Annotated in this window: 17 protein-coding genes and 1 other annotated feature (1 of these 18 only partly in view); of the genes, 4 read left to right on the top strand and 13 right to left on the bottom strand. The window is 52.8% G+C overall.

What is annotated here, in order from left to right; all coding sequences use genetic code 11:
* Positions 1 to 163: 163 nt before the first annotated feature.
* From lapB to pgpB, 3 genes are all read right to left on the bottom strand, one after another.
* Positions 164 to 1,333 (bottom strand): lipopolysaccharide assembly protein LapB, encoded by a 1,170-nt coding sequence (gene lapB, locus Y71_RS12395; RefSeq protein WP_007371941.1) that lies wholly within the window; start codon positions 1,331 to 1,333, stop codon positions 164 to 166.
* A gap of 6 nt (positions 1,334 to 1,339) precedes the next feature.
* A complete protein-coding gene (locus Y71_RS12390; RefSeq protein ID WP_007371940.1) occupies positions 1,340 to 1,648 on the bottom strand; it encodes a LapA family protein in 309 nt (102 codons plus the stop codon).
* Between the two features lie 140 nt (positions 1,649 to 1,788).
* Positions 1,789 to 2,553, bottom strand: a complete 765-nt coding sequence (gene pgpB, locus Y71_RS12385; protein ID WP_007371939.1) for a phosphatidylglycerophosphatase B — start codon at positions 2,551 to 2,553, stop codon at positions 1,789 to 1,791.
* Between the two features lie 196 nt (positions 2,554 to 2,749).
* On the opposite strand from pgpB, the gene ribA reads away from it, so the two are divergent.
* Entirely contained in the window at positions 2,750 to 3,337 is a 588-nt protein-coding gene (ribA, locus tag Y71_RS12380) for a GTP cyclohydrolase II (protein WP_007371938.1), read from the top strand.
* A gap of 46 nt (positions 3,338 to 3,383) precedes the next feature.
* Here ribA and acnA read toward each other — a convergent pair whose 3' ends face one another.
* The 6 genes from acnA to topA all read right to left on the bottom strand — a co-directional run bounded on the left by acnA (position 3,384) and on the right by topA (position 10,875).
* Positions 3,384 to 6,059 carry an aconitate hydratase AcnA gene (gene acnA / locus Y71_RS12375; protein ID WP_007371937.1) on the bottom strand — a complete coding sequence of 892 codons (2,676 nt, stop codon included), beginning with the start codon at positions 6,057 to 6,059 and terminating at the stop codon, positions 3,384 to 3,386.
* Positions 6,060 to 6,231: 172 nt separating this feature from the next.
* On the bottom strand, positions 6,232 to 6,330 hold the full coding sequence (gene ymiC, locus Y71_RS30700) for a small membrane protein YmiC (protein WP_227136793.1): 99 nt from the start codon (positions 6,328 to 6,330) through the stop codon (positions 6,232 to 6,234).
* A gap of 138 nt (positions 6,331 to 6,468) precedes the next feature.
* Positions 6,469 to 6,639, bottom strand: a complete 171-nt coding sequence (locus Y71_RS30375) for a YciX family protein (RefSeq protein WP_007371935.1) — start codon at positions 6,637 to 6,639, stop codon at positions 6,469 to 6,471.
* A 1-nt stretch (position 6,640) separates the two neighbouring features.
* Positions 6,641 to 6,802 (bottom strand): YmiA family putative membrane protein, encoded by a 162-nt coding sequence (locus Y71_RS12370; protein ID WP_072439810.1) that lies wholly within the window; start codon positions 6,800 to 6,802, stop codon positions 6,641 to 6,643.
* A 318-nt stretch (positions 6,803 to 7,120) separates the two neighbouring features.
* Positions 7,121 to 8,095, bottom strand: coding sequence for an HTH-type transcriptional regulator CysB (gene cysB, locus Y71_RS12365; protein WP_007371933.1), 975 nt, complete (start codon positions 8,093 to 8,095; stop codon positions 7,121 to 7,123).
* Between the two features lie 182 nt (positions 8,096 to 8,277).
* On the bottom strand, positions 8,278 to 10,875 hold the full coding sequence (topA, locus tag Y71_RS12360; RefSeq protein WP_007371932.1) for a type I DNA topoisomerase: 2,598 nt from the start codon (positions 10,873 to 10,875) through the stop codon (positions 8,278 to 8,280).
* A 395-nt stretch (positions 10,876 to 11,270) separates the two neighbouring features.
* Between topA and Y71_RS12355 the strand changes: the two genes are divergently transcribed.
* On the top strand, positions 11,271 to 11,522 hold the full coding sequence (locus Y71_RS12355) for a YciN family protein (protein WP_007371930.1): 252 nt from the start codon (positions 11,271 to 11,273) through the stop codon (positions 11,520 to 11,522).
* A 34-nt stretch (positions 11,523 to 11,556) separates the two neighbouring features.
* On the opposite strand, the gene sohB is transcribed toward Y71_RS12355, so the two are convergent.
* Positions 11,557 to 12,603: a protease SohB gene (gene sohB, locus Y71_RS12350; RefSeq protein WP_007371929.1), complete on the bottom strand. Its 1,047-nt coding sequence runs from the start codon at positions 12,601 to 12,603 to the stop codon at positions 11,557 to 11,559.
* A gap of 224 nt (positions 12,604 to 12,827) precedes the next feature.
* On the opposite strand from sohB, the gene Y71_RS12345 reads away from it, so the two are divergent.
* Together Y71_RS12345 and cobO are read left to right on the top strand one after the other, a co-directional pair.
* The gene (locus Y71_RS12345) at positions 12,828 to 13,583 is read left to right on the top strand and encodes a YciK family oxidoreductase (protein WP_007371928.1); all 756 of its coding nucleotides are present in this window, start codon (positions 12,828 to 12,830) and stop codon (positions 13,581 to 13,583) included.
* Positions 13,580 to 14,170 carry a cob(I)yrinic acid a,c-diamide adenosyltransferase gene (gene cobO, locus Y71_RS12340; protein WP_007371927.1) on the top strand — a complete coding sequence of 197 codons (591 nt, stop codon included), beginning with the start codon at positions 13,580 to 13,582 and terminating at the stop codon, positions 14,168 to 14,170. Before Y71_RS12345 ends, cobO begins: the two co-directional genes overlap by 4 nt.
* Positions 14,171 to 14,257: 87 nt before the next feature.
* On the opposite strand, the gene rluB is transcribed toward cobO, so the two are convergent.
* The 3 genes from rluB to rnm all read right to left on the bottom strand — a co-directional run bounded on the left by rluB (position 14,258) and on the right by rnm (position 16,734).
* Positions 14,258 to 15,136: a 23S rRNA pseudouridine(2605) synthase RluB gene (gene rluB, locus Y71_RS12335; RefSeq protein WP_007371926.1), complete on the bottom strand. Its 879-nt coding sequence runs from the start codon at positions 15,134 to 15,136 to the stop codon at positions 14,258 to 14,260.
* A 98-nt stretch (positions 15,137 to 15,234) separates the two neighbouring features.
* The gene (locus Y71_RS12330; RefSeq protein WP_007371925.1) at positions 15,235 to 15,855 is read right to left on the bottom strand and encodes an L-threonylcarbamoyladenylate synthase; all 621 of its coding nucleotides are present in this window, start codon (positions 15,853 to 15,855) and stop codon (positions 15,235 to 15,237) included.
* Positions 15,856 to 15,873: 18 nt separating this feature from the next.
* On the bottom strand, positions 15,874 to 16,734 hold the full coding sequence (rnm, locus tag Y71_RS12325; RefSeq protein ID WP_007371924.1) for an RNase RNM: 861 nt from the start codon (positions 16,732 to 16,734) through the stop codon (positions 15,874 to 15,876).
* Positions 16,735 to 16,895: 161 nt separating this feature from the next.
* Positions 16,896 to 16,898 (top strand) — a sequence feature (Trp leader region); it runs 92 nt beyond the window's last position.

The raw sequence follows: 16,898 nt of genomic DNA, 5'->3' as shown, positions 1-16,898 counted from the left end.
CCGCACAGGCGCGAAGTGAATAAACGGCGTGCATTCTACCTGCGGGAGCCTGGAAATAACAGTTTCCATTTTTCGCCTGCAAAGCGATGTTACTGCGCAGGTCTGACAAATGGGTGTTCAAATCTATCAGTATGTTGTAACTAAAATAAGGGCTTTTAAAAAATCACTGCCCATCGAGGCCGCGAATAGGCTTAACCGTTGACCACGCCCGGCACGACGGACAGTGCCAGTAAATGGTAAATGCCGTAAAACCGCATTTATGGCAGCGGTAGCGCGGTTTACTGCGCACCTGCTCACCCACCATGTCGCGCAGTACCATCAGGCTCTCTTTCGCACGCCCTTCCTCTGCATCATTCAAATGATAATCAATAAGTTTGTGGAACACACGCATGGTCGGATGACGCTGTACCTGTCGGGTCACGTAGCTCTGCGCAGCATCTGCCCCATCACGCTGCTCAATGATTTCCGCCAGCATCAGTTCCGCGGTGGCGCCAACGTTCTCTTCAACACAACGTTGTAGAAAAGCTGCCCACTCGTCATTTTTGCCCAGTTGCTGATAGCAGGTCTGGAGCATATCCAGCGTTTCGCATACCAGCTCCTTATCCTGCTCGATAACCCGCAACAATGTTTCGACCGCTTTACTGTACTCCCCGTTGGTCATAAACACCCGCCCCATCATGATGGAGACGCGTGGGCTATTACGATCGGCGGCGGCACCTTTTTTCAGCAGCCCCATCGCACGATCCATATCTTCATTGCCCATCTGTTGCAGCGCCAGCTCACAGTAGAAATGGGCGATCTCGACGAGTTGCTTCTCTTTGCCGAGTTTCACCAGCCGCTCAGCCACATCAATCGCTTTCTGCCATTCACTGGTGGCCTGAAAAATTTGCAGCAATTGCTGCAGTGCGTTGACGCGGAAATCCGTCTCATCGACCAATTGCTTGAACATATCTTCGGCCCGGTCATACAGACCCGCCGCCATATAGTCACGACCCAGTTGCTGCACGGCCAGCAGACGCTGGTCATAGGTGAGCGAAGCGCTTTCCATCAGCGTCTGGTGTATGCGAATAGCGCGATCCACTTCGCCGCGCGAGCGGAACAGGTTACCAAGGGTGAGATGAGCTTCGACGGTGCCGGTATCCTCTTTCAACATCTCGAGGAACAGATCTACAGCCTTATCTTGCTGGTTGCTGAGTAACAGGTTAACCCCAGCCACATATTCACGTGAGAGCCGGTTAGCTTCATCCTGCTTTGTTTGTTGAGCATTTCTGCGCCCCATATACCAGCCGTAGGCAGCGGCGACAGGTAACAACAGAAACAGCAACTCCAGCATAAAATATTATTCCTTCACCGCCGCTGTGCCGGAGACAACCGGTACATCTGAGGCGGGAGCAAGCTGGTGCTCAAGTCGTTTGATCTTACGTTCCGCGCGAACCAGAGAGACACGCACGCGTAGCCAGAACAGGCCGCAAATCAGCCAGCCGATGATAAACCCGGCTGCAAACAGCACAGCCAACAGCGTAGAAATGCGATATTCGCCCTGCGCGAGTAAATAATTGAATGTCACTTGCTGATCGTTTTGCGCACCAAGCGTAATCGACACGACAAAAATCGCTAATACCAGTAAGAAAATGAGTAAATATTTCACATTACATCCCGTTATGTGGTTCAGGCGACGAATTTCTATGCAAATGACTGCACGCAGCCTTATAACCTATCATTTTAGCGCCCATCGTGGAATGAAATTACATAATGCCAAATTCCGATTTGCGGGCGAAATATCGAAAATCAAGTCTCGCGATCTCTGGCGACAATTTCTGGCACCTCTTGCGCAGGCGGCGTTAATGGCCCACACAGGCATTGCGCCAGCCAGGTTGCCAGCGTAACCAGCAGCCAGGAGATCAGCGTTGCGACCACCAAATCGCGCGGCCAGTGCATACCCAGCAATAAACGGCTACCCATTACCCCGGTTGCCCATACTAGCAGGAAAACAATGGTCCATGTCCGTCTGCGCGGCCACAATAACCCCACACCCAGCAGCGCCCAGCTGGCAGCAAACATAGTGTGCCCGGAAGGAAAGGCAAAACCGGTCCCTTTTTGCCAATGTTTACGTAAAAAACCAGGAATATCATGCTGTCCGGAGAGTTGCGATTTTACCAGTTCTCCCCGTGCCTTACGCTTTAAAGTGTAGAACTCATCCGCCGGGATATTGTGCGTTTTTTCCAGCCATAACACGAAAGGACGCGGCTCCTGCACCCGCTCTTTGACGAAGGATTTTACCCCCTGCCCGACCAGGATTGCGCATCCAAGAATAGCAAACAGCATCAGCGCCGCTTTCAGGCGAAAACGCAGGCACCAGAGAAACCAGCCGCACAGCGCCACGTGCGTAATAATCCCCCACGGTTGCGTAACCGTTTCGGTTAGCCAGAAGAGAAAATGGAGCCACCATCGGGATTGTCCGGGCTGCCAACTCCAGCCGGAAACCCACACGGTCAGCGGCATCACCAATAAAATCGCCGCTCCCACAGTTGTACGCTTTACAATTGACAGCATGTCCTCTCCTTTCTGATAAGCGACTCAATCATAACCGAAATATAACATTCACGCTAAAAGCGCCGTATTTGTGCGTTTAACCAGCAATGGAATGGTCACTTGTAGGTGTTATTCAGTGCATTGTGGCAAAATACACCTATACAGAAGGCCAACAGGCTAAAGGCGCGCAGTGCGCCAATATAATTCGGAGATTCACATGCAACTTAAACGTGTGGCAGAAGCCAAGCTGCCAACCCCATGGGGCGACTTCCTGATGGTGGGTTTTGAAGAACTGGCTACCGGGCAAGATCACGTTGCTCTTGTTTTCGGCGATATTTCCGGGCAGTTGCCTGTCCTGGCGCGCGTGCACTCGGAGTGTCTGACCGGTGACGCACTTTTCAGTTTGCGTTGTGACTGCGGTTTTCAGCTTGAAGCGGCCCTGAATCATATCGCCGAGGAAGGCCGTGGAGTGTTGCTTTATCATCGCCAGGAAGGCCGTAACATTGGTCTACTGAATAAAATTCGCGCTTATGCGTTGCAGGATCAGGGCTACGACACCGTTGAGGCCAACCATCAACTGGGTTTCGCCGCCGATGAACGCGATTTCACCCTGTGCGCCGATATGTTCAAACTGCTGGGCGTCGATGAAGTCCGCCTGCTGACCAATAACCCAAAGAAAGTGGAAATCCTGACCGAAGCCGGGATCAACATCGTGGAACGCGTACCGCTGATTGTCGGCCGCAACCCGAAAAACGAACATTATCTGGATACCAAAGCCGAAAAAATGGGGCATCTGCTGAAATAAGCTGCCCGATGAAAGTAAAAAGGCCCGCATCTGCAGGCCTTTTTGTTTAGTTCAGCATGTTGCGTATCACATAGTGCAAAATGCCGTCATTGCGGTAGTAAGTCAGCTCTGTCGCTGTATCAATGCGGCAGCGGCACTCCAGCATTTCCTGCTTACCATCAGCGCGGGTTAGCGTTACCGCTAATGTTCCGCCCGGTTTGATATGCTCCAGATCCACAACGTCCAGTTTTTCCTCGCCAGTAAGTCCCAGCGTTTTGCGCGTGACGCCTTGCGGGAATTCCAGCGGCAGGATCCCCATACCAATCAGATTCGAACGGTGAATACGCTCGAACGATTCGGCGATCACCACGCGAATCCCCAACAGACGCGGCCCCTTGGCGGCCCAGTCGCGGCTGGAGCCTGAACCATACTCCTTACCGGCAATCACCGCTAACGGCGTTTTCTCCTGCTGATAGCGCATCGCGGCATCATAGATAGAGATCACTTCACTGCCCGGTAAATGGCGAGTCATGCCCCCCTCCACGCCGGGCACCATTTCATTACGAATACGAATATTGGCAAATGTGCCGCGCATCATGACTTCATGGTTGCCACGCCGCGATCCGTACGAGTTAAAATCGCGACGCTCAACGCCGTGGCTTTGCAGATAACGTCCAGCCGGGCTGTCCGCTTTGATACTGCCTGCCGGCGAAATATGGTCGGTGGTGACAGAATCCCCCAGCATGGCAAGGATCCGCGCGCCGTGAATATCCTCCACCGGCTTCGGTTGCGCCGCCATATCATCAAAGAACGGGGACAACCGGATATAGGTCGAATCGTTCTGCCAGCCGTAAGTGTCCGAACGCTCAACCTGGATGGCTTTCCATTCCGGCGTACCTTCAAACACTTCGGCATACTCTTTGCGGAACATCTCTGTCGAGACCTGCTCAACGGCCCGCGCGATTTCGTTGCTGGAGGGCCAGATATCTTTCAGGTAGACCGGATCACCTTTCCGATCGTGGCCCAGAGGATCGGTTGCGAGGTTGATATTCATGTTCCCCGCCAGCGCGTAGGCCACCACCAGCGGCGGAGACGCCAGCCAGTTGGTTTTTACCAGCGGATGAATGCGGCCTTCAAAGTTACGGTTCCCCGAAAGCACCGCACCAACAGTCAGGTCGCCCGCACGTATCGCCTGCTCAATCGGTTCCGGCAACGGGCCGGAGTTACCGATACAGGTCGTACAGCCATAACCGACCAGGTTAAAACCCAGCTCATCAAGATAAGGCGTCAGGCGAGCCTGCGCCAGGTAATCGGAAACCACTTTCGAACCCGGCGCCAGTGAAGCTTTTACCCACGGCTGACGTTTCAACCCAAGTGTGACGGCTTTCTTCGCCAGTAAACCGGCGGCCATCAGCACGCTGGGGTTTGAGGTATTCGTACAGGAAGTAATGGCCGCAATGACCACTGCGCCATCCGGCAACTGATATGAATGTCCATTGAGCACGTAGTCGACCGGTTTGCGGTCTTTCTGCGCCGTATTCAGTTCCAGTTCAGAGCTGGCAGCAAAAACTTTAGGCACATCGCCAAGCGCTACACGATCCTGTGGACGTTTTGGGCCAGCAAGGCTTGCCTCGACATCATGCATATTCAGTTCGAGTGTGCTGGTAAATACCGGTTCATCACCCGGGTTACGCCACATGCCCTGCGCTTTCGCGTAGGCTTCAACCAGCGCAACCTGCTCTTCGCTACGCCCGCTCAGGCGCATATATTCAAGCGTTACGCCATCAATAGGGAAAAAACCGCAGGTAGCACCATACTCCGGCGCCATGTTGGCGATAGTGGCACGATCGGCGAGCGGCAGCGAATCGAGTCCGTCACCATAAAATTCGACGAATTTTCCCACCACGCCGTGTTTACGCAACATCTGCGTCACCGTCAACACCAGGTCGGTGGCGGTAATGCCTTCACGCAGTTTGCCGGTCAGTTTAAAACCGACGACGTCAGGAATGAGCATTGATACCGGCTGGCCGAGCATAGCGGCTTCCGCTTCAATACCCCCAACACCCCAGCCCAGCACGCCCAGGCCATTGATCATCGTAGTGTGAGAATCGGTACCGACCAGCGTGTCCGGATAAGCAACCCACTCTTTGTCCTGGAGTTCACTCCATACGGCTTTGCCGAGGTATTCAAGGTTGACCTGATGACAGATACCGGTGCCCGGCGGTACGACGCTGAAGCGGCTGAAGGCTTGCTGGCCCCAGCGCAGAAAGACGTAACGCTCATGGTTACGCTCCATCTCCAGCCGGACGTTCTCTTCGAATGCGTCATCGTCGCCAAAATGGTCAACGGTGACAGAGTGGTCGATAACCAAATCAACCGGTGACAGCGGGTTTACTTTGGCGGTATCACCACCGAGACGTTTTACCGCTTCGCGCATGGCAGCCAAATCAACGACTGCGGGAACACCTGTGAAATCCTGCATCAGTACCCTGGCCGGGCGATAGGCAATTTCTCTGTCGGCATGGGCGGTACTTAGCCAGCCCGCCAGCGCACGGATATCCTCTTCAGTAACGGATTCCTCATCCTGCCAGCGCAGAAGGTTTTCGAGTAGTACTTTGAGTGACTTGGGTAGACGCGCAATATCCCCAAGTTGTCTGGCGGCCAGCGGCAAGCTGTAGTAGTGGTAAGTTTTATTCTCTGCCTGCAACGTGTCCTTACTGGCTTCGCGTAGGGTCAACGACATGTGCTCCTCCTTACTTACAGGGATTGCGATACCCTGAGGATCTTCAGGGTCTGTATTAAAGATAACACAAACATATCGTAACGATTTGATAACAACCCCAATTGCTACAAATGGACAAATTTGCAGGCGAGGAAATTAAAAAAGCCCCGCAGTTGCGAGGCTTTTCAATTCATTACCGGAAGAGCATCCAGACAATCTGAGTCCAAAAGAGGATGGAAACAGAAAACACGGTGATCCACGACCAGTATTTCATTCGACAATCATTATTCATCAATAAATTACCAGAAAAACTATTCATTAAAACTGAGTCTTTACTCAATTCATTTATGCTGTGTATTAATTAAAGAGTACATAAGAACATATCAATGAATAGCGCAGATAATTTCCCACAATTATTCTGATGATATATTTATTGTTTTTTGGTGTCGTCTTCCGCGAAGGCATCAATAAAAGCTTGCTGCTGTGGCGTCAGTTTCCAGCATGCTGGAATAGAGGTCACAGTTTTGGTTTTCGCTTTCTGTGGTGTGTCACGAAGCTGACATACTTGCTTAACTGGTTCTAATCGACCCGCTATAGCCATTTTAACCCCAGAATTTCCAGATCAATAACGCGATAACCGCCCAAAATAAGGCAGAACCAAGAAATACCGCCAGCCAGGCTTTACGCTTGAGCTCAGGATCCCTTTTTGGCTCTTCACTTCCTGATGGCATTGCTAACCTCGTACAATCGACATCACTTATCATTTTAGGCACCAACAATAGGTACAATTAATCATGAGATGAGACAAATCCTAAAAGAACTTTAGCCGAAAATCCAGTGAATTTACTCACCATTTCCAAAGAAATATTTAATCTTTTGACCACAAATAAATTATTGAAGTAATAAATTTGCAGACCAGCAATTTAGTTTCTATTTTTGTCGCTAATTAGTGACAGTGTCTGCTTTGAGGATGTGATTTCAATCACTGAGGCGGATTTTCGATAAGTCAGATGATGATAATAGTGATTTAGCTTTAGTCAGAGTTAAGGGTATCTTTTCAGTCGAAAAGATACCCTCTGACATTATTTTTGCGGCAACTTAATATCTTTAAACATCGCTTCTATATCTTCATTAGAACGCAATGCCACGGCAGTGTCGACCACATCGCGGGTTAAATGCGGTGCAAAGCGCTGAATAAAATCATACATATAGCTGCGTAAGAAGGTGCTGCGACGGAAGCCAATTTTGGTTGTGCTGTGGCTGAAAATCTCATGCGCATCCAGCTTAACCAGGTCTGGATCGGAGACTGGATCGACCGCCATACTGGCGATAACACCAACTCCCAGGCCAAGTCTTACATAAGTTTTAATTACGTCTGCATCGGTGGCGGTAAAGACAATACGCGGCGTTAACCCTGCGCGATTAAACGCAGTATCCAGCTCAGAACGGCCCGTAAAACCAAAGGTGTACGTTACCAGCGGATACTGCGCCAGCTCGTCAATCGTGACCGATTGCTTTGAGGCGAGCGGATGGTCCGGCGTGACCACGATGGAACGATTCCAGTGATAGCACGGCAGCATCACCAGATCGTCATACAGATGTAACGCCTCGGTGGCAATGGCGAAGTCCGCATTACCCTTCGAAACCGCTTCGGCAATCTGCGTGGGCGAGCCCTGATGCATATGCAGGGAAACACGCGGATAGCGCTCAATAAAGCCTTTGATCACGTTAGGCAGCGCATAGCGCGCCTGGGTGTGCGTGGTGGCGACATACAGCGAGCCTTTATCGGGCCAGGTATGTTCCCCCGCCACCGATTTAATCGCGTCCACTTTTGACAGGACTTCACGCGCAATGCGGATAATTTCCTGCCCGGCGGGCGTTACCTGAGTAAGATGCTTGCCGCTGCGGGCAAAAATTTGGATCCCCAACTCATCTTCAAGCATGCGGACTTGCTTACTGATACCTGGCTGGGAAGTATAAAGCCCTTCCGCCGTCGAGGAGACATTGAGGTTGTGATTCACCACCTCGACGATATAACGAAGCTGCTGTAGTTTCATGACAGACCATCCGAAGTACGCAAATGGGTTATCGCTTAAGACGATTTCATAATAAAAAAGCGGGTTACTATAACAACTATATCATTTATAGCTTCTGTGTATAGCAGCTAACAAAGAATAATAATGCAGGCATAAAAAAGGGCCGACAGAGCGGCCCTTTGGGGATAGGTAACTGAAGTCGCTTATTTTTTAGCTTCAGTCCATTTGTTATCAATGTAGAAAGCCGACCATCCGGTTGCTTTGCCCTCTTTTTCCGATGCCACGTACTGCTGTTTGGTTTTACGGCTAAAGCGGACAATCGTTTTATTACCTTCCGGATCCTGCTGTGGTGCATCGGCCAGGTAACGCAGTTTTTCCGGCAGACGATCACGGAAACGGTACAGTTCCTCCACCAGCGGTGCACGCGTTTCACGCGATTTCGGGAAGGTATTGGCGGCGAGGAACACCCCGGCAGCACCATCACGCAACACGAAATAAGCGTCGGATTTCTCGCAAGGCAGCTCCGGCAATGGCACCGGATCTTCCTTCGGCGGTGCTACGTCGCCGTTACGCAGAATTTTACGCGTGTTTTTGCATTCGTCGTTGGTACATGCCATGTACTTACCAAAACGCCCCATTTTCAGGTGCATTTCAGAACCGCACTTCTCACATTCAACGATCGGACCGTCATACCCCTTGATGCGGAACTCGCCCTCTTCGATTTCGTAGCCATCACAGGTCGGGTTATTACCGCAAACATGCAATTTGCGCTTCGGATCAATGAGGTAGCTGTCCATCGCCGTGCCACACTTCTGGCAACGACGTTTGGCACGCAGCGCGTTGGTTTCCGCGTCATCGCCTTCCAGCACATTGAGCACTTCGTTTTCCGGCACCAGGTTAATGGTGGTTTTACAGCGCTCTTTTGGCGGCAGCGCATAGCCGGAACAACCGAGGAATACGCCGGTACTGGCAGTACGAATCCCCATTTTACGGCCGCAGGTCGGGCAGTCGATGCTGGTCAGCACCATCTGGTTCGGTCGCATCCCGCCAGCTTCCGGATCCTGTTCAGCTTGCTCAAGCTGGCGAGAAAAATCGCCAAAGAAGCTGTCCAGCACCTTCCGCCACTCGGCTTCATGGTTTGCGACACGGTCAAGGCTGTCTTCCATCTGCGCGGTAAAGTCGTAGTTCATCAGCTCGCGGAAGTTCTCTTCCAGGCGATCGGTAACGATTTCACCCATTTTTTCCGCGTAGAAGCGACGGTTTTCCACGCGCACATAGCCCCTGTCCTGAATGGTCGAAATGATCGACGCATAAGTGGACGGACGGCCAATGCCGCGTTTTTCAAGCTCTTTAACCAGCGAAGCTTCGCTGAAACGCGCTGGCGGCTTGGTAAAGTGTTGCGCCGGAGTCAGTTCGACGAGCGACAGCACATCACCTTTATTCACCGACGGCAGAGTGCGATCTTCATCGCCCTTGCGCAGTGCCGGCATCACTTTTGTCCAGCCATCGAAACGCAAAATACGCCCGCGCGCTTTAAGGCGGAAATCACCCGCGCCAACGGTCAGCGTCGTGGAATCGTACTGCGCTGGCGTCATCTGACAGGCGACAAACTGACGCCAGATAAGCTGATACAGCTTCTGCGCATCGGTTTCCATATCCTTCAGCGACTCAGCCTGCACCGCAACATCGGAAGGACGAATCGCTTCGTGCGCTTCCTGGGAATTCTCTTTACTGGCGTACTGGTTGGCAGATTCCGGCAGGTATTTCTTCCCGAAATTGTCAGTAATATAGCCGCGAACCATGCTGACCGCGTCCTGGCTCAGGTTGGTTGAGTCAGTACGCATGTAGGTGATGTAACCGGCTTCGTACAGACGCTGCGCCATCATCATGGTTTTCTTCACGCCAAAGCCGAGACGCGTACTGGCGGCCTGCTGCAACGTGGAGGTAATAAACGGCGCGCCCGGCTTGCTGCTGGTCGGTTTATCTTCCCGCTCCAGTACGGTGTAACGCGCTTTCTCCAGCAGGCTAACGGCGGCCATTGTCTGTTCGCGGTTGACCGGACGGAACGCTTTGTCGCCTTGATGCGTCACCTGCAGCGGCAATGCGTCGCCGCCGGGCGTCGCGGTAGCGGCATCAATTTCCCAGAACTCTTCCGGTACAAAGGCTTTGATTTCGCGTTCGCGTTCAACCACCAGACGGACAGCAACAGACTGCACGCGACCAGCAGAAAGGCCACGGGCAATTTTCTTCCACAGCAGCGGAGAAACCATGTAGCCCACAACGCGATCCATAAAGCGGCGCGCCTGCTGGGCATTCACACGGTCAATATTCAGTTCACCCGGCGTTTCAAAGGCCTGGCGAATGGCATTCTTGGTGATTTCGTTAAACACTACGCGGCTGTAGCGTTTTTCATCACCGCCGATCACTTCCCGCAGGTGCCATGCAATGGCTTCCCCTTCGCGGTCAAGGTCGGTTGCGAGATAGATGTGGTCGGCTTTTTCAGCCAGCGATTTCAGTTCAGAAACCACCTTCTCTTTGCCTGGCAGCACTTCATAATGTGCATCCCAGTTGTGCCATGGGTCGATCCCCATGCGATTGACAAGAGCGCCGCGTTCATCCTTTTTAGGCTTCTTAGCCGTTTTGGTGGAGGCTGAGTCTGCGCTCTTTTTGGGTGCTGAGCCACTGGTCGGCAAATCACGGATATGACCAACACTGGATTTAACCACATAGTCATTACCCAGATATTTATTGATCGTTTTGGCTTTTGCCGGGGACTCAACGATAACGAGAGCTTTACCCATATTCACCTTTACCTAATTTAATTCTTCCAGGAATACGTCGACATTGCTTAACACCACCAGCGACGAACCTTCACTATTGCGGCGACAACCGGGGATATCAACCCCCATATCTGGCCAGGCGCGTCAAACGGAGCATTCAGGTGGCTGAGTTTACAAGCTTTTTCGCGTCAGGGTGATGTAGTACGACGGTGTTATGGTCGAATGTCAAGCAATTCTGTTGCCAGGTTGACGAAAGCGTCACACTGTACCTGATAAAATTTGTTACGCAACTTTATTAGCACGCAAAAACGAAACGCGCCAGCACAACAACAGCTCAAACCCTTTGCAAAAACAGGGAAAATTTGCTCCCTGTCCGGGCCAGCGGTAAACTTCAGAAAATTTTGAGGAGTAGAAAAATGACCGGTACATCTCAACCCATCGATCGCCAGACATTGCTGGAGCTGGCTAACAAACTGATCCGTGAGCATGAAGATACGCTGGCAGGTATTGCCGCCACCGATGTTACCCAGCGCAATGGCGTGCTGGTGTTCAGCGGTGAGTACTACCTGGATGAGCAAGGTCTGCCGACGCCGAAAAGCACGGCAGTATTCAATATGTTCAAATACTTAGCACATGAACTTTCTGAAAAGTATCATCTTATCGACTAAGTAAAAACGCGAGGCTTCTGGCCTCGCGTTTTGTTTACATCAGGGGTTTTTGCCCGCGCTGCCACCAGCGCATCAGCAGATGGTCAATACTCTCTGTCGCACTGCCGGTAAACCGCTCCATCATTTTCTTCCGTTGCTGGTAGCGGACGCCGATAACTTCATGATTCTCATACAGGCTGAGTAGCAATTCGTCGCTGGTGCCAATCTGATCAATCAGACCCTTCTCCAGCGCTTGGGAGCCGTACCAGTGTTCACCGGTCGCCACGCTTTCAATATCCAGCGCCGGGCGCATCTGATGAACAAAATCTTTAAATAAGTCATGGGTTTCATTCAGGCTTTCGCGGAATTTCTGTCGCCCTTCTTCGGTGTTTTCACCCAGTAGCGTTAGCGTACGTTTAAACTGTCCGGCAGTGTGCAACTCAATATCGATCTCTTTGCCTTTCAGGAAACGGTTGAAGTTAGGGATCTGCGCCACCACGCCGATAGAGCCAATAATGGCGAAGGGCGCGGCAACAATTTTATCCGCCACGCAAGCCATCATATAGCCACCGCTGGCTGCCACTTTATCAACGGCGATCGTCAGTGGGATATGTCTGTCACGCAGGCGCTGTAATTGAGAAGCCGCGAGACCGTAGCCGTGCACCACTCCGCCGGGGCTTTCAAGCCGCAGAACAACCTGATCCTGCGGTTTTGCCACGGTCAGCACGGCGGTAATTTCCTCGCGCAACCCGCTGACTTCTCCGGCGTCCATACTGCCTTTGAAATCCAGCACATAAACGCGTGATTTTCCTGAGTCAACGCTTTTCCCTGCTTTTGCTTTCGCCTTGGCTTCCTTTGCCTCCTGCTTGAGCTTTTTCTTCTGCGCTTTATGCCACTGTTTCTGCTGATGATCGTCCAGCAACGAAGCGGACATCTCTTCCTGCATCTCTTTATACTGCTCGCTCAAACGGGTAATTTTCAGCTCGCCCCGCTGACGCTTGCGCTGCGTCAGATTGACAATCAGTACCGCTATCACCGCAATCGCCACTACCACGGTCGCGATCTTGGCCAAAAACAGACCATATTCAGACAGTAATTCCACGCGTACCACCTCGGTTACACCAATAATCATGGCTCCAGTGTACATGAGCCATCCGGGCGCGTCTCGCGCAAGCCGTGCACCAAATGTGCCATGTTGCTGAATTTTTTAACACTCTTTGGCTTAAAGGTTGCGCAACTCTCCGCGAGGCCGATTGAAATAGCCTGTCATTTAAGGCATAAAGCCAACATATGAAGGTGAATACCGGCCCGGCCTGAGGAGGCAGTATGCATTATCAGCCGCAACGCGATCTGCTAAACGACCGCATAATTCTTGTTACCGGTGCCAGTGACGGCATCGGTAAAGAGGCCGCCCTGACCTACGCTCGCCACGGCGCGAGCCTGATTTTGCTCGGACGCCAGGAAGCGAAATTACGCCAGGTCACGCAGGCAATAAATGACGAAGGTCAGCAGGCACAATGGTTTACTCTGGATATGGCAACCTGCACGCCGGAAGAGTGCCAGCAACTGGCGGCAACGATCGCTGCCACCACACCACGCCTTGATGGCGTGCTGCACAACGCCGGTTTACTGGGCGATGTCTGCCCGATGAGCGAACAGGATCCCGCAACCTGGGATGCCGTTATGCAGGTCAACGTCAGCGCAACGTTCTATCTTACGCAGGCGCTTCTTCCTTTATTACTTAAATCAGACAGCGGTTCGCTGGTGTTTACCTCTTCCAGCGTGGGACGTCAGGGGCGCGCCAACTGGGGCGCTTACGCAGCGTCAAAATTCGCCACCGAGGGAATGATGCAGGTGCTGGCCGAAGAGTACCAGAACCGCCTGCGGGTCAACTGTATCAACCCGGGCGGCACGCGTACCAAAATGCGTGCCAGCGCCTTCCCGACAGAAGATCCGCAAAAACTGAAAACCCCCGCCGATATTATGCCGCTCTATTTGTGGCTGATGGGCGATGACAGCCGACGCAAAACCGGGATGAGCTTTGATGCACAACCCGGCCGTAAACCAGGGATTGCACAATGAGTGAAGAACGTTATCAGCAACGCCAACAGCGCGTAAAAGAACGCGTTGATGCCCGCGTGGCCGCCGCGCAGGACGAACGTGGGATTATTATTGTCTTCACCGGCAACGGCAAAGGCAAAACCACCGCGGCATTCGGCACCGCCACGCGCGCTGTCGGCCATGGGAAAAAGGTTGGCGTGATCCAGTTTATTAAAGGAACCTGGCCTAATGGCGAGCGTAACCTGCTGGAGCCATTGGGCGTGGAATTTCAGGTCATGGCGACTGGTTTTACCTGGGACACGCAAAACCGTGAAAGCGACACCGCGGCTTGTCTGGCGGTGTGGCAACACGCGGAGAGGATGCTGGCAGACCCTTCTCTGGACATGGTGCTGCTCGATGAGCTGACCTATATGGTGGCGTATGATTATTTGCCGCTGGAAACAGTGCTGAACGCGCTGCGCAACCGTCCGCCGATGCAAACGGTGATCGTTACGGGACGCGGCTGCCACCGGGATATTCTGGAACTGGCGGACACGGTCAGTGAACTACGCCCGGTAAAACATGCTTTCGAAGCAGGTATCAAAGCGCAGATTGGTATTGATTATTGATGGCAATTCTGGCCTGCCGATGATGCAGGCCCGTTGACGAGCAACGCCAACGCAGGCGATAAAAAAGGGGCTTTCGCCCCTTTTCTGTTAATCGTTTTTGTTACGCGTGCTGCCAGGACGGCGAGTGCCGCCAGGCTGGCTGTGGCGCTTCACGGCACGACGGATCTGGTTTGCTTTCATGCGGCGACGATCTTTCTCCACCGCCACTTTTGATTGCGTTTCAACGTCCAGACCAACCAGCTCGCGCAGATAGTTGGTCTGCGCCAGATCCAGCTCGGTCCAGCCGCCGCGAGGCAGGCCTTTCGGCAGCGGGATATCGCCGTAACGTACGCGGATCAGGCGGCTAACCTGGACACCCACCGCTTCCCACAGGCGACGCACTTCGCGGTTACGCCCTTCGGTCAGAGTCACGTTGTACCACTGGTTAATCCCTTCACCACCGCTGAATTTGATGGTTTTAAATGCCGCCGGACCGTCTTCCAGTTGCACACCGCGCGCGAGATCGCGCAGCTTCGCATCATCCACTTCACCAAATACGCGCACGGCGTATTCACGCTCAACTTCACGGCTCGGATGCATCAGGCGGTTCGCCAGCTCACCGTCGGTGGTGAACAGCAACAGACCGCAGGTATTGACGTCGAGACGACCAACAGCAATCCAGCGCGCACCGCGCAGTTTTGGCAGACGATCGAACACCGTCGGGCGGCCTTCAGGATCGTTGCGGGTACAGAGCTCGCCTTCTGGTTTGTAGTACGCCAGCACACGACAAATCTGCTCAACGGACTCTTTCACCGAAATGAGATGACCATCGATGCGAATTTTCAGCCCCGGCGTCACCTCAACGCGGTCGCCCAGGGTAGCGATTTTACCGTCCACGCTGACGCGGCCAGCTTCAATAATAGATTCGATCTCACGGCGGGAGCCGTGGCCAGCTCGCGCCAGCACTTTCTGTAGTTTTTCGCTCATAGAGCATCCTTAGGTGTCGCCTTCACAGGCGTCGAATAGGGTTATCAGTCCGGCGAAGCCGCTGCTGAAATGGCCGCGTAGTATAGCGGCTTGCGCCGCTATAAGAAAGGTTTAACGTCACCGACGCCTTCGCGAAGCACGACCGGCGAGTCATCGGTTAAGTCTATTACGGTCGTTGGTTGCTGCCCGAGATAGCCGCCGTGAATGATCAAATCGACGACCTTCTCCAGTCGGTCTTTGATTTCATCCGGATCGGATTCGGTAAAATCGCTACCCGGCAGCATTAATGACGTCGAGAGCATCGGCTCATTGAGCGCTTCCAGCAGGGCCAGCGCAATTGGATTCGACGGCACACGCAGCCCAATGGTTTTGCGTTTTTCCTGCAATAAACGACGCGGCACCTCTTTTGTCCCTTTCAGGATAAAAGTGTAATTACCGGGTGTATTGTTTTTAATCAGACGAAACGCCACGTTATCAACGAACGAATAGGTCGACAGCTCGGACAGATCGCGACACATCAGCGTGAAGTTGTGGCCATCCGGCAGATGACGGATGCGGCAAATCCGCTCCATCGCGCCTTTATCCTCGATTTTGCACCCCAGCGCATACCCGGAATCGGTGGGATAAACAATCACACCGCCCTTACGCACGATCTCCACCGCCTGATTAATCAATCGCGGTTGTGGGTTTTCCGGATGAATATAAAAAAACTGACTCATACTTCCCTCTCTTACGTTTTACTGCGGCTGCTCCCATTTCAGCCAGACGCCTTCAACACCGGCCGGTAGCCAGAGTTTTCGCCCCAGTTCAATCCACGGGCAGGGCTGATGGAAATCCGATCCTTGCGACGCCAGCAAACCATACTGGCGGGCATACCCGGCGAGCTGCGCTCGTTCATTGGGAGCCTGCTGGCATTGGGCAACTTCCATCGCCTCCCCGCCGCGGTCAGCAAAATGCGCCAGCAGTCTTTTCAGCCATTTAGCGGAAAGGTTATAACGACCAGGATGGGCCAGCACCGCCGTTCCGCCAGAATGATGAATCACTTCAATAGCTTGTTCTATTGTACACCACTGCGGCGGAACATATCCCGTTTTCCCGCGCGCAAGATATTTTTTAAAAACATCGGCGATGTTACTGGCCTTACCCTGCTCCACCAGAAAGCGTGCAAAGTGACCACGCGTCACGCTCGCGCCCTGCGCCAGTCGCTGTGCGCCTTCCCACGCGCCGGGAATATGCGCTTTTTCCAGACGCCCGGCAATCAGTTGCGCGCGCTGAATACGACGCGCGGACTGCTGCTGCAAAAATTCGCACATCGCCGGGTTTTCGATATCAATGTTCAGACCCACGATATGGATTTCATGATTTTCCCAGACGGTGGAGATTTCCACGCCACTAATTAATTCCAGCGCCAGCCCGGCACGGACAATTTCAGCCCGTGCCGCAGGGATCGCGGCTGTGGTATCGTGATCGGTAATGGCCAGCGTGCCCACGCGCATTTCTACCGCGCGATGTACCAGTTGTTCCGGAGAAAGCAAGCCGTCAGAGGCGCTGGTGTGGCTATGCAGGTCATAAATTATGGCGTAGTTCGTGTCGCTCAAAGCGGCTCCGTAGATTTATCAGGACATCTGTTTGCGCCCTATCATAACGGTTAGCCAACTTTTTCTGAAATCGAGGGTTGACTTTCTTTCCGTGAACCAGTTAACTAGTACGCAAGTTCACACGACAAGGTATCGCAACAATGAATGCACATTTCTCTGTTACT

This window comes from Kosakonia radicincitans DSM 16656 (genome assembly GCF_000280495.2).
Lineage (GTDB): Bacteria > Pseudomonadota > Gammaproteobacteria > Enterobacterales > Enterobacteriaceae > Kosakonia > Kosakonia radicincitans.
This window is presented reverse-complemented; position numbering and strand designations above follow the sequence as displayed.

Bases quoted from the DNA above. Each gene is read 5' to 3' on its own strand.
- cysB (WP_007371933.1), bottom strand. From the start codon at position 8,095: ATGAAACTACAGCAGCTTCGTTATATCGTCGAGGTGGTGAATCACAAC.
- Y71_RS12345 (WP_007371928.1), top strand. From the start codon at position 12,828: ATGCATTATCAGCCGCAACGCGATCTGCTAAACGACCGCATAATTCTT.
- cobO (WP_007371927.1), top strand. From the start codon at position 13,580: ATGAGTGAAGAACGTTATCAGCAACGCCAACAGCGCGTAAAAGAACGC.
- pgpB (WP_007371939.1), bottom strand. From the start codon at position 2,553: ATGCTGTCAATTGTAAAGCGTACAACTGTGGGAGCGGCGATTTTATTG.
- ymiC (WP_227136793.1), bottom strand. From the start codon at position 6,330: ATGAATAATGATTGTCGAATGAAATACTGGTCGTGGATCACCGTGTTT.
- ribA (WP_007371938.1), top strand. From the start codon at position 2,750: ATGCAACTTAAACGTGTGGCAGAAGCCAAGCTGCCAACCCCATGGGGC.
- Y71_RS30375 (WP_007371935.1), bottom strand. From the start codon at position 6,639: ATGGCTATAGCGGGTCGATTAGAACCAGTTAAGCAAGTATGTCAGCTT.
- topA (WP_007371932.1), bottom strand. From the start codon at position 10,875: ATGGGTAAAGCTCTCGTTATCGTTGAGTCCCCGGCAAAAGCCAAAACG.
- Y71_RS12370 (WP_072439810.1), bottom strand. From the start codon at position 6,802: ATGATAAGTGATGTCGATTGTACGAGGTTAGCAATGCCATCAGGAAGT.
- rluB (WP_007371926.1), bottom strand. From the start codon at position 15,136: ATGAGCGAAAAACTACAGAAAGTGCTGGCGCGAGCTGGCCACGGCTCC.
- lapB (WP_007371941.1), bottom strand. From the start codon at position 1,333: ATGCTGGAGTTGCTGTTTCTGTTGTTACCTGTCGCCGCTGCCTACGGC.
- Y71_RS12355 (WP_007371930.1), top strand. From the start codon at position 11,271: ATGACCGGTACATCTCAACCCATCGATCGCCAGACATTGCTGGAGCTG.
- acnA (WP_007371937.1), bottom strand. From the start codon at position 6,059: ATGTCGTTGACCCTACGCGAAGCCAGTAAGGACACGTTGCAGGCAGAG.
- Y71_RS12330 (WP_007371925.1), bottom strand. From the start codon at position 15,855: ATGAGTCAGTTTTTTTATATTCATCCGGAAAACCCACAACCGCGATTG.